Source organism: Pseudomonas sp. SDO55104_S430 (genome assembly GCF_054070595.1).
Map to the genome: position 1 here is coordinate 1 of NZ_JBSVXG010000168.1, position 13,079 is coordinate 13,079.

Annotated in this window: 13 protein-coding genes; 8 read left to right on the plus strand and 5 right to left on the minus strand. The window is 61.5% G+C overall.

The features are described from left to right. Positions 1-203 precede the first annotated feature (203 nt). On the minus strand, positions 204-1,724 hold the full coding sequence (gene exaC, locus ACW9JE_RS22840; protein WP_224541512.1) for an acetaldehyde dehydrogenase ExaC: 1,521 nt from the start codon (positions 1,722-1,724) through the stop codon (positions 204-206). Positions 1,725-2,010: 286 nt separating this feature from the next. Between exaC and ACW9JE_RS22845 the strand changes: the two genes are divergently transcribed. The 4 genes from ACW9JE_RS22845 to ACW9JE_RS22860 all read left to right on the plus strand — a co-directional run bounded on the left by ACW9JE_RS22845 (position 2,011) and on the right by ACW9JE_RS22860 (position 6,370). Then, positions 2,011-3,921, plus strand: a complete 1,911-nt coding sequence (locus tag ACW9JE_RS22845; protein WP_224541515.1) for a sigma-54-dependent Fis family transcriptional regulator — start codon at positions 2,011-2,013, stop codon at positions 3,919-3,921. Positions 3,922-4,114: 193 nt separating this feature from the next. Continuing rightward, positions 4,115-5,464, plus strand: a complete 1,350-nt coding sequence (gene mpl, locus ACW9JE_RS22850) for a UDP-N-acetylmuramate:L-alanyl-gamma-D-glutamyl-meso-diaminopimelate ligase (protein WP_457434023.1) — start codon at positions 4,115-4,117, stop codon at positions 5,462-5,464. Continuing rightward, positions 5,461-6,093, plus strand: a complete 633-nt coding sequence (ubiX, locus tag ACW9JE_RS22855) for a flavin prenyltransferase UbiX (RefSeq protein ID WP_457434024.1) — start codon at positions 5,461-5,463, stop codon at positions 6,091-6,093. Before mpl ends, ubiX begins: the two co-directional genes overlap by 4 nt. Then, entirely contained in the window at positions 6,086-6,370 is a 285-nt protein-coding gene (locus tag ACW9JE_RS22860) for a YceK/YidQ family lipoprotein (RefSeq protein ID WP_224541518.1), read from the plus strand. Before ubiX ends, ACW9JE_RS22860 begins: the two co-directional genes overlap by 8 nt. 115 nt (positions 6,371-6,485) lie before the next feature. Here the strand turns inward: ACW9JE_RS22860 and ACW9JE_RS22865 are convergent, their stop codons facing one another. The 3 genes from ACW9JE_RS22865 to ACW9JE_RS22875 all read right to left on the minus strand — a co-directional run bounded on the left by ACW9JE_RS22865 (position 6,486) and on the right by ACW9JE_RS22875 (position 9,442). Further along, complete coding sequence (locus tag ACW9JE_RS22865; RefSeq protein ID WP_224539564.1) at positions 6,486-7,127, minus strand: oxidoreductase; 642 nt, start codon at positions 7,125-7,127, stop codon at positions 6,486-6,488. A gap of 27 nt (positions 7,128-7,154) precedes the next feature. After that, the gene (locus ACW9JE_RS22870; RefSeq protein ID WP_224539562.1) at positions 7,155-8,873 is read right to left on the minus strand and encodes a C13 family peptidase; all 1,719 of its coding nucleotides are present in this window, start codon (positions 8,871-8,873) and stop codon (positions 7,155-7,157) included. 113 nt (positions 8,874-8,986) lie between these two features. Continuing rightward, positions 8,987-9,442 carry a MaoC family dehydratase gene (locus ACW9JE_RS22875; protein WP_224539560.1) on the minus strand — a complete coding sequence of 152 codons (456 nt, stop codon included), beginning with the start codon at positions 9,440-9,442 and terminating at the stop codon, positions 8,987-8,989. Positions 9,443-9,641: 199 nt separating this feature from the next. Here ACW9JE_RS22875 and ACW9JE_RS22880 point away from each other — a divergent pair, with 199 nt between their 5' ends. The 4 genes from ACW9JE_RS22880 to ACW9JE_RS22895 all read left to right on the plus strand — a co-directional run bounded on the left by ACW9JE_RS22880 (position 9,642) and on the right by ACW9JE_RS22895 (position 11,596). Continuing rightward, a complete protein-coding gene (locus tag ACW9JE_RS22880) occupies positions 9,642-10,007 on the plus strand; it encodes a CidA/LrgA family protein (protein WP_224539557.1) in 366 nt (121 codons plus the stop codon). Then, positions 10,004-10,720: an LrgB family protein gene (locus ACW9JE_RS22885; RefSeq protein ID WP_457434025.1), complete on the plus strand. Its 717-nt coding sequence runs from the start codon at positions 10,004-10,006 to the stop codon at positions 10,718-10,720. The genes ACW9JE_RS22880 and ACW9JE_RS22885 overlap by 4 nt, the downstream gene beginning before the upstream one ends. 10 nt (positions 10,721-10,730) lie before the next feature. Beyond that, positions 10,731-11,321: an LON peptidase substrate-binding domain-containing protein gene (locus tag ACW9JE_RS22890; protein ID WP_224539552.1), complete on the plus strand. Its 591-nt coding sequence runs from the start codon at positions 10,731-10,733 to the stop codon at positions 11,319-11,321. Between the two features lie 107 nt (positions 11,322-11,428). Further along, complete coding sequence (locus ACW9JE_RS22895) at positions 11,429-11,596, plus strand: hypothetical protein (protein WP_224539550.1); 168 nt, start codon at positions 11,429-11,431, stop codon at positions 11,594-11,596. Positions 11,597-11,656: 60 nt separating this feature from the next. Here ACW9JE_RS22895 and ACW9JE_RS22900 read toward each other — a convergent pair whose 3' ends face one another. Then, positions 11,657-12,973, minus strand: coding sequence for a bifunctional DedA family/phosphatase PAP2 family protein (locus ACW9JE_RS22900; RefSeq protein ID WP_457434026.1), 1,317 nt, complete (start codon positions 12,971-12,973; stop codon positions 11,657-11,659). Between the last annotated feature and the right edge of the window lie 106 nt (positions 12,974-13,079).

Genomic DNA, 13,079 nt, shown 5'->3' on the forward strand with positions numbered 1-13,079 from the left:
GAATGACACTACGCCTTCGCGAGCAAGCCCGCTCCCACAAGGGGTCTGTATTTCAGGCTGCAAGGCTTGTGCCTGAGCTATCGGTTTATGCTCGCGATGTGCTTGAGAACGTCTTCGCGGGCAAGCCTCGCTCCTACAGATTGAGGTGTCTGTAGGAGCGAGGCTTGCCCGCGGAGGCCGTTATGCGGCGTTACGCCGGGTTATCAGAAGAAGCCCAGCGGATTGATGTCGTAGCTCACCAGCAGGTTTTTGGTCTGCTGATAGTGGTCGAGCATCATCTTGTGGGTTTCGCGGCCGACGCCGGACTTCTTGTAACCGCCGAACGCGGCGTGTGCCGGGTACAGGTGGTAGCAGTTGGTCCACACGCGACCGGCCTTGATGGCGCGGCCCATGCGATAGGCGCGGTTGATGTCGCGGGTCCAGAGGCCGGCACCCAGGCCGAACTCGGTGTCGTTGGCGATCGCCAGGGCTTCGGCTTCGTCCTTGAAGGTGGTGACGCTCACCACCGGACCGAAGATTTCTTCCTGGAATACACGCATCTTGTTGGTGCCCTTGAGCAGGGTCGGCTGGATGTAATAGCCGGTCGCCAAGTTGCCATCGAGTTTCTCGACCTTGCCGCCGGTCAGCAGCTCGGCGCCTTCGCCCTTGGCGATTTCCAGGTACGACAGGATCTTGTCGAATTGCTGCTCGGACGCCTGGGCGCCGACCATGGTGTCGGTGTCGAAGGGGTCGCCGCGCTTGATTTGCAGGACCTTCTTCATCACCACTTGCATGAACTCGTCGTAGATCGACTCCTGTACCAGTGCGCGGGAAGGGCAGGTGCAGACTTCGCCCTGGTTGAAGAACGCCAGCACCAGGCCTTCGGCCGCCTTCTCGATGAAGGTCGGTTCAGCCTGCATGATGTCTTCGAAGAAGATGTTCGGCGATTTGCCACCCAGCTCCACGGTGGACGGAATGATGTTCTCGGCCGCGCATTTCATGATGTGCGAGCCGACCGGGGTCGAGCCGGTGAAGGCGATTTTGGCGATACGCTTGCTGGTGGCCAGCGCTTCGCCGGCTTCTTTGCCGAAACCTTGCACGATGTTCAGCACGCCCGGAGGCAGCAGGTCGCCGATCAGCTCGACCAGCACGGTAATGCCCAGCGGAGTTTGCTCGGCCGGCTTGAGCACCACGCAGTTACCGGCAGCCAGGGCCGGAGCGAGTTTCCAGGCGGCCATCAGGATCGGGAAGTTCCACGGAATGATCTGCCCGACCACCCCCAGTGGTTCATGGATGTGATAGGCCACAGTGTTGCCGTCGATCTCGGCGGCGCTGCCTTCCTGGGCGCGCAGGCAGCCTGCGAAGTAGCGGAAGTGGTCGGCAGCCAGCGGGATATCGGCGTTGAGGGTTTCACGAACGGCCTTGCCGTTGTCCCAGCTCTCGGTGAGCGCCAGGGTTTCCAGGTTCTGTTCGATGCGATCGGCGATTTTCAGCAGGATCAGGGAGCGCGCCTGGACGGACGTGGCGCCCCAGGCATCGGCCGCCGCATGGGCAGCGTCCAGGGCCTTGTCGATATCTTCGGCCGTGGAACGGGGGAATTCGGCAATCGGTTGGCCATTCACTGGCGAGGTATTGGTGAAGTACTGACCTTTGACAGGCGCGACGAACTCGCCGCCGATGTAGTTACCGTATTTGGCTTTGAACGAAACGATAGCGCCTTCAGTACCGGGGTGAGCGTAACGCATGATGTTTCTCTCCTTGCTTTTGTGCTTATAGGGAGGACGCGCATGTGCGCTGCATTAAGCGTAGAGCAAAGGTCGGGCCACCGCCTTGCAGGGCAGGCAAATCAAGGCCTTGCGTGATTCTTGTCGGACCGGCGGGTAGCGGGCGTGACGCTATCGGTACAGCCTGGGTGACAGTTTGTACCGGTCATGACACAGCCTGTGACCGGGTGGTCTCGCCAGCATTGCAATGAGGGCTGGGCTGGAGGATGCTCAGCCCTAACCAACCCGGCGGGGAGAACAATAAGAAATGCACGACAACCATTTGAGTCGCCATGCCCGTCAGGTCCTGACCGTTGCCCAGGGCAAGGCCCATCTGCACGGCCCCGGCAGCGACCCGTCCATCGCCCGCTCCTGGTTGCGTTGCCTTGAGGACTACCATCTCGACCCGGCCCTGACCATGGCGCCCACCGTGCTGGAACACGGTCGCGTCCTCGAAAGCCGCGAGCGCCTGCAGCAGGTTCTGCACATCGCCGGCAACGAAATGACCAGTCTGCATCAACAACTCTCCGGTTCCGGTCATGCGGTGCTGCTGACCGACGCCCGGGGCGTGATCCTCAACTGCGTGACGGCTCCCACCGAGCGGAAGATTTTCGAGCGCGCCGGGCTCTGGCTCGGCGCTGACTGGAGTGAAGCCTGCGAAGGCACCAATGGCATCGGCACATGCCTGGTGGAGCGCCAGGCGCTGACGATTCATCGCGACGAACATTTCCGTGGCCGTCATACCGGACTGACCTGCTCGGCCAGTCCGGTGTTCGATCCCCACGGCGAGTTGCTGGCGGTGCTCGACGTATCCTCGGCGCGCCAGGACGTATCGCGCCAGAGTCAGTTCCACACCATGGCCTTGGTCAATCTCTCGGCAAAGATGATCGAGAGTTGCTACTTCCTGCGTTATTTCGAAAACCAATGGCTGCTGCGCTTTCATCTGCAAGCCGAGTCCGTCGGCCTGTTCAGTGAAGGATTGTTGGCGTTCGACGGCGATGGGCGCATCTGCGCTGTCAATCAAAGCGCATTGAACCTGTTGGGACATCCCCGTGGCGGCTTGCAGGGACAGCCGGTTGAGGCGCTTTTCGATTGCCGGCTCGATGAACTGCTCGGTCGCGCCAGCCTCGACGCCAGCGCCAGTTGGCCACTGCGTACCCGTGACGGGCGGCGATTGTTCGCTGTCTTGCGCGGACAGCCGCGGCGCGTGCCGGTGCCTCTGGTACCGGGGCCGATCATTGAGGAACGTCCGCAGCTGTCGGGCATTTGCCTGGGCGACAGCGCGTTGCAGACCGATTTTCGCAAGGCCCTGCGTGTCTATGAGCGGGACGTGCCGCTGCTGATCAACGGGGAAACCGGTTCGGGCAAGGAAGCTTTCGCCAAGGCGGTGCATCAAGCCAGCCAGCGTGCCGACAAGGCCTTTGTCGCACTTAACTGCGCGGCCATTCCGGAAAGCCTGATCGAGAGTGAATTGTTCGGCTATCGCGGCGGCAGTTTCACCGGCGCGCGCAAGGAAGGCATGCGCGGCAAGCTGCAGCAGGCCGATGGCGGGACGCTTTTCCTCGACGAAATCGGCGATATGCCCCTGGCGTTGCAGACGCGGCTGCTAAGGGTGCTTGAGGATCGCCAGGTGGTGCCCATCGGTGGTGATCCTCAGGAAATCAATGTGCGGATCATCAGCGCCACGCACCGCCAGCTGCTGGATCGGGTCGAGGAGGGCAGTTTCCGCGAGGACCTGTATTACCGGCTCAATGGCCTGGAAATCGCGCTGCCGGCACTGCGTGATCGCAGTGACAAATCGCAACTGCTCGACTTTTTGCTGGCCGAAGAGGCGCGCGGGGAAACCGTGCTGATCGACGAACCCGCACGTCAGGCCCTGCTGGCCTTCACCTGGCCGGGCAACGTGCGCCAATTGCGCAATGTGCTGCGCACCCTGGCGGCGCTGTGTGAAGACGGGCACATCGGGCTGGAGGATTTGCCGGCGATGATCCGTCAGGCCCGGCCGATTGTTGTGCAACCCGTTGAAGAGTCCGAACGCCCGCTGGACGATGCCGAGCGGCTGGCGTTGCTCAATGCGCTGGAGCATACGCGCTGGCATATGACGCATACGGCGCAGCAGTTGGGTGTGAGTCGCAATACCCTGTACCGGAAGCTGCGTAAGCACGGGATTGCCCGCTAGATATCCACCCCTCCTGTAGGAGCGAGCATGCTCGCGATGGAAACAAGGACACCGCGGGGCATCAGACTGCCAGCGTCATCGTTGACCTCCATCGCGAGCATGCTCGCTCCTACAGGTTTAATCGCGATCGGAAACAAAGGTGCGATTTTCCCCTCCCTAAGCTAACCTGCGGCCATGTTTTACGAGGTCGACTATGCACATTCATATTCTTGGTATCTGCGGCACTTTCATGGGTTCGATGGCGGTTCTGGCCAAAGAGCTGGGCCATCACGTGACGGGCTCCGATGCCAACGTCTATCCGCCGATGAGCACTCAGCTGGAAGCCCAGGGCATCGAGTTGACCCAGGGCTATGACCCGGCGCAGCTCGACCCGGCCCCTGATCTGGTGGTGATCGGCAATGCCATGTCCCGTGGCAACCCGGCGGTTGAATATGTGCTGAACAAAGGCCTGCCTTACGTCTCCGGCCCGCAGTGGCTGGCGGACCACGTGCTGCAGGGTCGCTGGGTCCTGGCGGTCGCCGGCACTCACGGCAAGACCACCACCAGCAGCATGCTCGCCTGGGTGCTGGAGCATGCCGGCATGAGTCCGGGCTTCCTGATCGGCGGCGTGCCACAGAACTTTTCGGTGTCGGCGCGACTGGGCGGCACACCGTTCTTCGTGATCGAAGCCGATGAATACGACAGCGCCTTCTTCGACAAGCGCTCCAAGTTCGTTCACTACCGCCCGCGCACGGCAATTCTGAACAACCTGGAGTTCGATCACGCTGACATCTTCCCCGATCTGCCCGCCATCGAGCGGCAGTTCCACCATCTGGTGCGGACCATTCCGAGCGAAGGCCTGGTGATTCATCCGACCACCGAGCCCGCGCTGCAACGTGTGATCGAAATGGGTTGCTGGACCCCGGTGCAGACCACCGGCGCCGGCGGTCAATGGCAGGTCAAGCTGCTCAGCGAAGACGGTTCGGCTTTCGAAGTGATGTTCGAAGGGGTTTTCCAGGGCGTGGTCGAGTGGGACATGACCGGTCAGCACAACGTCGCCAACGCTCTGGCCACCTTGGCAGCCGCGCGCCACGTCGGCGTCGTGCCATCCATGGGTATCGCCGCGCTGAGCGCATTTAAGAGCGTGAAGCGCCGCATGGAGAAAGTCGCGGAGGTGCGTGGCATCACTATTTATGACGACTTCGCTCACCACCCGACCGCCATCGCCACCACCCTCGACGGCCTGCGCAAGCGCATCGGCGACGCGCCGCTGATCGCGATCATCGAGCCGCGCTCCAATTCCATGAAGCTCGGCGCACACCGTGACGGCCTGCCGGAAAGCGTGATCGATGCCGATCAGGTGATCTGGTACGCGCCGCCGAATCTTGGCTGGGACCTGGCGGGCACCGCCGCGCTGTGCACTGTGCCATCGATCGTCAGCGATTCGCTGGAGGGCATCATTGAGCGGGTGAAAAGCCAGGCACAACCGGGCACCCAAGTGGTGATCATGAGCAATGGCGGCTTCGGCGGCCTGCACGGCAAACTCGCCGAGGCGCTGAAATGAACAACGGTCCGGACCGCATCACGCTGGCGATGACGGGCGCTTCCGGCGCCCAGTACGGTTTACGTCTGCTCGATTGTCTGGTGCGTGACGACCGCGAGGTGCACTTCCTGATCTCCAAGGCGGCGCAACTGGTGATGGCCACCGAAACCGACGTCACGCTGCCGGCCAAACCGCAGATGATGCAGGCGTTCCTCACCGAATACACCGGTGCGGCCGCCGGACAGATTCGGGTCTATGGCAAGGAAGACTGGATGTCGCCGGTGGCCTCGGGCTCCGGGGCGCCTGCGGCGATGGTGGTGGTGCCGTGTTCCACGGGAACCTTGTCGGCCATCGCCACCGGCGCCTGCAACAACCTGATCGAGCGCGCCGCCGACGTCACGCTCAAGGAGCGCCGCCAGTTGATCCTGGTACCCCGCGAGGCGCCGTACTCGAGCATTCATCTGGAGCACATGCTCAAGTTGTCGAACATGGGCGTGACCATCCTGCCGGCCTCGCCGGGGTTCTATCATCAGCCGCAAACCATCGATGACCTCGTCGACTTTGTCGTGGCGCGGATTCTCAACCTGCTGAACATTCCCCAGGACATGCTGCCGCGCTGGGGTGAACACCATATGAGCAGTGATGAATAAGCTGCTGATCATTGTGCTGGCGCTGCAACTGGCGGGATGTGCTACGGCGCGGACCCTGGATGCGGCCAAGCCGGGCGCGCCGGTGGTGTATGCCGGAACGCGGTTGGACCTGTATGCAATGAATGGCGGCTGCTGTGCCAAGGATCGATTCGGCGCAGAAGCGCCGAGCTATCCGGGTGTCGACCTGCCGGCCAGCGCGTTGCTCGATACCTTGTTGTTGCCGCTGTCTTTATTGACGGTGCTGGGCGTGAATTTTCAGGCAACAGGCGGGATGTAGCGTTCGGCGTGAAGTCGGCGGCGCATCCATCGCGAGCAGGCTCGCTGCCACATTCGACCGCGATCCAATGTGGGAGCGAGCCTGCTCGCGATGGCGTCCTGCCAGACGCCGAGAATTATTTGCCGAGCTTTCTCAGCTCATCCGATTCGATAATCCGCACCCCATCCTGCTCCTCCAGCGCCAGACGCCACATCGCGCGCGCGAGCTGGCAGGCTTCGATGCCATGGTATTTGCCGGGAATCAACCGCGACAGGGGGCCTGCAACCTTCTCGCCCAGACGCGGTTCGGTGCGTTCGCCCAGCAGCAGCGAAGGCCGGCAGATGGTCAGCTGTGGCCAGTCCTGCGCGCGCAGGGCCTGCTCCATCTCGCCTTTGACCCGGTTGTAAAACACCGAAGACTTGGGATCGGCGCCCAATGCACTGATCACGATCAGGTGCCGCGCACCCATCTCCCGGGCACGCTTGGCGAACGCCACGACCATGTCCAGATCCACCGCACGAAACGCCTCTTGCGAGCCTGCCTGCTTGATGGTCGTGCCCAGGCAGCAATAGGCGATGTCGACGCGTCCGCTCAGTTGCGGCAGGAACATCGCCGGGTCGCCCACGGGGTTTTCAAGGTGCGGATGCTTGACGAGCGGCCGGCGCGACGGCGCCAGCACCCGGGTAATCGTCGGCTCGTTGAGCAGGCGATCGAGCAAATGCTCACCGGTCAAACCGGTGGCTCCGGCAAGCAATACGTGCTGAGGCGTCAAGTACATAGTGTTTCTCCCTTGATACTCTTCAGCTTAGTTGGTCTTTGCGTCCTTGCTGTCAATCGACGTACTTTGCAAGGCTTTGCGCGCTTGCTGCTTGCGCAGCAACTGCCAGTGCGAGAGCACGGTTTTCGGTGCCCAGATCTGCGGTTCAGAGGCTTCGAAGCCATCGGCCAGCTCACGCTCGGCGACGGTTGCCTTGGCCAGTTTGAAGGCCTGTTCCAGGTCGTCGGTCTGGTTCAGCGCCTGGGCGAACAGGGCATCGCCGAAGTAGGTGAAGTTGGCTTCTTCGGAGCAACCGAAGGACACGCGATCGGCCCGCGAGGCGGTCATGATCAGGGTGCGTTCGTCCTTGAGGGCGGGAATGAAGCCGCCGGAATAGCATGCGGAAATGACGATGATCTTGTCGCGGTTTTTCAGCGGGGCGAGCACCGCCGCCAGTTCATCGGCGGGCAGGTCGGCCAGTTCCATCCGCGGCTGGTCGAGCACCAGTTCATGCTCGCTCGTGCCGTGGCTGGTCAGGTAGATGAAAATCAGATCTTCCGGGCCGCTGCGTTCGGCCAGGGTCAGCGCCGCGCGGCGCAGGTTTTCCCGGGTGGCCATCGGCCGATCGCCGAGATGATCGCGATGGTTCACCAGGCGAATCTGGCCAAAAGCGCCGAAGCGGCTGGTGAGCATGTTGGCGACGAAGTCGGATTCGCGCAGGAACACGCTCTGCTTGCCATCGCCGCCCAAAGTCAGGGTGTACAACTCGACTGCCGGGGTTGAGGCGGGCACGTTGCTCAGTGCTTCTTCGAGCAGGCGGCCCTGGGCCAGCAATCCGAGTTCGAGGGTGTCGGGCAAAAGCTTGCCATCGGCGTCACGCACCCGCTGGCCATTGACCCAGATGCCGCTGAGCACCGAGCCGTCTGTCAGCACCAGAGTGCCGCGACCGGAATAGGTGTCGCTGTCGAACTGACCGATATAGAAGCTGCCGTCGGCCAGGTTCAGACGACCCTGGCCACTGAAGCGCCAATCGTTGAAGTGGCCGATGTAATGGCTGCCATCGGCTCCGATCAGCTCGCCCTTGCCATTGAGCGAGCCTTCCTTGAACTGACCCAGCCAGACATCGCCGTCCGCGTTCTCGTAGCGGCCCTTGCCGTTGAGCTGGTTGTTTTTGAAGCTGCCGACGTAGATGTCGCCGTCAGCGCTGTTGAATGTCCCGTTGCCTTCCAACTGACCGTCGACGAAGTGGCCGGTGAACTGATTGCCGTTGCCGTCGCTGCGCTGGCCTTCACCGTTGGGCTTGCCGTGGGCAAACTGGCCCTGATAGGCGCTGCCGTCCTCGAGTTCCAGGCGACCGAGGCCCGAATACTGGTCGGCCTTGAATTCGCCCCGGTAGGTCATGCCGTTTTCTTTGAGGGTGCCTTCGCCGTCGCGCCGGCCGAGCTTGAAGCCACCGGTGTAGCTGCTGCCATTGGTGGTGAGGCTGCCCTGGCCGTCGAACAGGCCCTGATTGAATTTGCCGCGGTAGACCTCGCCGTTGCTGCCGTGCCATTCACCCTGGCCGTGCCACTGACCCTTGTCGAACTCGCCGGCGTACCAGCTGCCGTTCGGATAATCGATGCGACCCTGGCCTTGCAGCAATCCATCGACCAGATCTCCACGATAACGGCCGCCGTCCGGCAAGCGGGCGTCAGGAGGTAACGGTGATTCACCGTCGCCGCATGCGGAGAGCATCAGGGTCAAGGCAAGGAGTGCAAGTGAGCGCATAGCGGGTTCCGGGCAATTAGGCGACCGAGTATGCCGCAGCTATGTGTCCTTATACAGCCGGTAGAGATGCAGCGGATGCGAATCAGCGTGAGCTGCTTCGCATCCGGGAAGGTTTACACGAAGCAGAGCGACAGCGGTTCGGCGATGTACGCCGGCTTGTCCGAGCCTTCGATTTCCAGGGTGGTGGTGGCCTTGAGCAGCCATTGGCCAGGTTTCTTCTCGGTCACTTCCGTCAGGTCCACCTTGAGGCGCACCTTTGAATTGACCTTGACCGGCTGGATGAAGCGCACGCTGTCCAGGCCGTAGTTGACCACCATCTTCAGGCCTTCAGGCACGACGAGGATGTCTTCCATCAGTTTCGGGATCAGCGACAGCGACAGGAAACCGTGGGCGATAGTGCCGCCAAACGGGGTTTGCGCCGCCTTGACCGGATCGACGTGGATGAACTGATAGTCTCCGGTGGCTTCGGCGAACAGGTTGATGCGCTCCTGATCGATCGTGAGCCATTCGGAACGTCCAAGTTCCTTGCCGACATAATCTTTGAGCTCTGCAACTGGAACAAAGGGCATTGAGACTCTCCTTGGGTTCATCGGTTTTATAGTTTTTTCAGGCGAGGTGTTTGTACCTCAGGCTTACCACTGTAGATCAACATTGTTAATTCCTGCGGTCAACCGACCATGCTTTTGGCGAATGCCGGTGTATATGGCTGGCGTGTTTATAATGCTCGGCCCGTGACGGCGGGCGACGGGTTCTGCGGGAGAGTGAAGGATGTTGTTACGTGGCCTGACCTGGCTGGTGCTGTTTCAATTGCTCGGCACCGCGATCAACCATTTGTTTTTGCCGGTGCTGCCGGGGCCGATTGTCGGCCTGCTGCTGTTGCTGGTGTTTCTGATCAGTCGCGGTCAGGTGGGCGAGCCGCTGAACCAGGCGGCTGGCAGCCTGCTGCGCTACCTGCCTTTGCTGCTGGTGCCGCCGGCGGTGGGAGTGATGGTCTACGCCAAGGACATTGCCGCCGATTTCTGGGCCATCGCCGGCGCGCTGGTGTTGTCGCTGCTGCTGTCCATGGCTTTCGCCGGCGTGCTGATGCAGCGCATGATCAAGCGTCACGCCCATCCTCGCGAGGACCGCCCATGACCCTCGACTGGAACGGCGCCTGGACCTCGGTCATCCATCATCCCTTGTTCGGCATCGGCATCACCCTCGGTGCCTATCAACTGGTGCTCGCGGCTTTCGAGAAAACCCGCTGGATCTTTTTGCAGCCGGTGCTGGTCTCCATGTTGCTGGTGATCGGTGTGCTGGTGAGCTGCGGGCTGACCTATGCCGAGTATCGCAAGAGCACCGAGATCCTCAGCATTCTGCTGGGGCCGGCGACTGTTGCGCTGGCGGTGCCGCTGTACCTGAACCTGCGGCGGATTCGGCAGTTGTTCTGGCCGATATTTACTACGCTGGTGATAGGCGGGGTGGTTGCCACCAGCATGGGCGTGCTGCTGGGCTGGTGGTTCGGCGCCGAGCACATGATTCTGATGACCATGGCGCCCAAATCGGTGACGTCGCCGATTGCCATGCTGGTGGCCGAGCAGATCGGTGGTGTCGCGGCGCTGGCGGCAGTGTTCGTGTTGATCACCGGTGTGATCGGCGCGATCTTCGGCCCGAGCCTGTTGAGCCGCCTCGGCGTCCACAGCCCCGAAGCGCGGGGCATGGCGCTGGGCATGACGGCTCACGCGGTCGGCACGGCGGTGGCGATGCAGGAAAATGAAGAGTGCGGCGCCTTCGCGGCGCTGGCGATGAGTCTGATGGGCGTGGCCACGGCGGTCTTGCTGCCGCTGGCGGTGTCGATGGTGGTTTAAGGAAATGTCTATGAGTCTGCCGCTTTTTCCGCTGAACACGGTGCTGTTTCCGGGCTGCATCCTCGATCTGCAGATTTTCGAGGCGCGTTACCTGGACATGATCGGACGCTGCATGAAACAGGGCGGCGGCTTCGGTGTGGTGTGCATTCTTGATGGCGAAGAGGTCGGCATCGCTCCGGCAGGCTACGCGCTGGTCGGCTGCGAAGCGCGGATCACCGATTTCAAGACCCAGGAAAACGGCCTGCTGGGGATTCGGGTGCAAGGTGGTCGACGTTTCCATGTTCTGCGCACCGAAGTGCAGCGCGATCAGTTGATCGTCGCCGAAGTCGACTGGCTGGAAGAGGAGCCGGAACAACCGCTGCAGGATGAGGACGCCGATCTTGTGGCGCTGCTCAAGGCCTTGGCGGAACATCCGATGGTCGAAGCGCTGAACATGGGCACCGAAGCGGTAGGGCAGCAATCGCTGGCCAATCAACTGGCTTATCTGTTGCCGTTCGCCGAACTGGACAAAATCGACCTGCTGCAACTCGATGACCCTCAGCAACGCCTGGATGCGATTCAGGCGTTACTGGATGAGTTGCAGGGTGAGTTGTTTGCTTGAGCAGCATTCGGCAACGATTGAGTGCATTGACTGGTATTGCTGATAGCCCTTAGTTTTCGAATGCCCGCATGGAGCGGGTCTTTCGGATTTTAAAAGGACTTGAAGTGATGATCATCTACGTTAATGAACGATCCACCTGGGAAGCCGCTGCTGTGGGCTACCTGCTAAAAAACGCCAGCCCTGGGCAGCCTTTCGAAGCCACCGCCGCTGCGGCATGCCAGCTTGCAGATGCATTGATACTGGAGCGACGCAAGCGAGAGTGGCCAGGCTACTGAAGCCTTGAGTAACAAACCGCATCACCCGCGGGAGCGAACCTGGCTCGCTCCCGTACTTTTCTAATAGGCATACCTCAACATCGTATGCGGCAAATGCCGCAACACGAAGAATCCGAACAGCGCCACCAGCGACGGCAGCACCAGCCACCAGATCTTCGGTGGCATGGGGTTGAGCGGTGTGCGGAGCTGAATCACGCCCAGGCTTGCCGCGCAGACACATGCTGCCAGCATTGCGCCCGCCAGCACGTCCGTCGGCCAATGCGCGCCGAGATAAACCCGTGACAGTGCAATCGCAAGTGCTGGCAGACATGCCACCAGCAACCAGGTGAGGCGCATGCGTGGCGGTTGCCCACGGCCAGCGAGTACGGCGAGGGTCAGAAATAACGCAAAGGAGCCGGAGGCATGGCCGCTGGGCATGCTGTAACTGGTCAACGGGTCACTCAATACTTCCGGGCGCATGCGAGCGAAAAAGTGCTTGGTAACAGTGTTGCCAAGTGCCGTAAACAGTAACGTACTGCACGCGAAAGCAGCTTGTCTCCATTGCCGGGCGATCAGAAGCAGCGCTACCAGCAGGGCGCTGAACATCAACATGTTGCGGAACTCACCGATCAGCGTGAACACCACCGCCACTTCATCGAGCGTGGGGCTGCGATGTTCCTGCACCAGGGTCATGATTCCCTGGTCAAGAGCGGTCAGATGCGAGTAGCCGATAAACAACGCGACCAGAATCAGAAAACTCATCCCGGTAATGAACACTGTGGCCTTGCGATGTTTGCGCAGGCTACTGGTGGCGCTCAATCCGATCATCACGGCGATGCTGGCTGCGACGATGCCGGCCTCGGGCCAGAAACCCTCGGGCAGCGGCAAACGAATCGCCGCCCCGGTGGCCCAGCCCGGCAGCAGATACACTACCGACCATCCTGCACCGGCCAGCAGGCTGACGGCGAAGAAGCGCGGGAAGGGCATGTCGAACATCCCGGCGACCATCGGCAGCATGGGGCGCAAGGGGCCGATGAAGCGGCCAACCAGCAGGCTGGCGATGCCATAGCGCTGGAAATACGACTCGGCGCCGGCGATCCATTCCGGGTGATGGCGCAAGCCGGGCAGTCGGCGGATGTTCTGATGGAAATGTCGTCCGAGGAAATACGACACCACATCGCCCAGCACGCCCGCCACGAAACCCAGCAACAGGGTTTCGCTCAGCGACAACGCGCCGCTGCCGGCCAGTACCGCCACGGCGAACAACAGCACCGTGCCGGGTACGATCAATCCTGCAATCGCCAGGCATTCAACGAAAGCCACGATGAACACCGCCGCCGCCAGCCATTGCGGATTGACGGTCAGCCAGGCGGTCACGCTATCGAGCCATGGGCCCATAAAAACAACTCCATTCAATATTCAGGCACACATTCCAAAAACACATCCATCCCCTGTAGGAGCCGAGCTTGCTCGCGAAAGCGTCGTGTCAGTCAACATCGAAGGT

Bases quoted from the DNA above. Each gene is read 5' to 3' on its own strand.
- exaC (WP_224541512.1), bottom strand. From the start codon at position 1,724: ATGCGTTACGCTCACCCCGGTACTGAAGGCGCTATCGTTTCGTTCAAA.
- ubiX (WP_457434024.1), top strand. From the start codon at position 5,461: ATGAACAACGGTCCGGACCGCATCACGCTGGCGATGACGGGCGCTTCC.
- ACW9JE_RS22900 (WP_457434026.1), bottom strand. From the start codon at position 12,973: ATGGGCCCATGGCTCGATAGCGTGACCGCCTGGCTGACCGTCAATCCG.
- ACW9JE_RS22875 (WP_224539560.1), bottom strand. From the start codon at position 9,442: ATGCCCTTTGTTCCAGTTGCAGAGCTCAAAGATTATGTCGGCAAGGAA.
- ACW9JE_RS22880 (WP_224539557.1), top strand. From the start codon at position 9,642: ATGTTGTTACGTGGCCTGACCTGGCTGGTGCTGTTTCAATTGCTCGGC.
- ACW9JE_RS22895 (WP_224539550.1), top strand. From the start codon at position 11,429: ATGATCATCTACGTTAATGAACGATCCACCTGGGAAGCCGCTGCTGTG.
- ACW9JE_RS22860 (WP_224541518.1), top strand. From the start codon at position 6,086: ATGAATAAGCTGCTGATCATTGTGCTGGCGCTGCAACTGGCGGGATGT.
- ACW9JE_RS22865 (WP_224539564.1), bottom strand. From the start codon at position 7,127: ATGTACTTGACGCCTCAGCACGTATTGCTTGCCGGAGCCACCGGTTTG.
- ACW9JE_RS22870 (WP_224539562.1), bottom strand. From the start codon at position 8,873: ATGCGCTCACTTGCACTCCTTGCCTTGACCCTGATGCTCTCCGCATGC.
- ACW9JE_RS22885 (WP_457434025.1), top strand. From the start codon at position 10,004: ATGACCCTCGACTGGAACGGCGCCTGGACCTCGGTCATCCATCATCCC.
- mpl (WP_457434023.1), top strand. From the start codon at position 4,115: ATGCACATTCATATTCTTGGTATCTGCGGCACTTTCATGGGTTCGATG.
- ACW9JE_RS22890 (WP_224539552.1), top strand. From the start codon at position 10,731: ATGAGTCTGCCGCTTTTTCCGCTGAACACGGTGCTGTTTCCGGGCTGC.
- ACW9JE_RS22845 (WP_224541515.1), top strand. From the start codon at position 2,011: ATGCACGACAACCATTTGAGTCGCCATGCCCGTCAGGTCCTGACCGTT.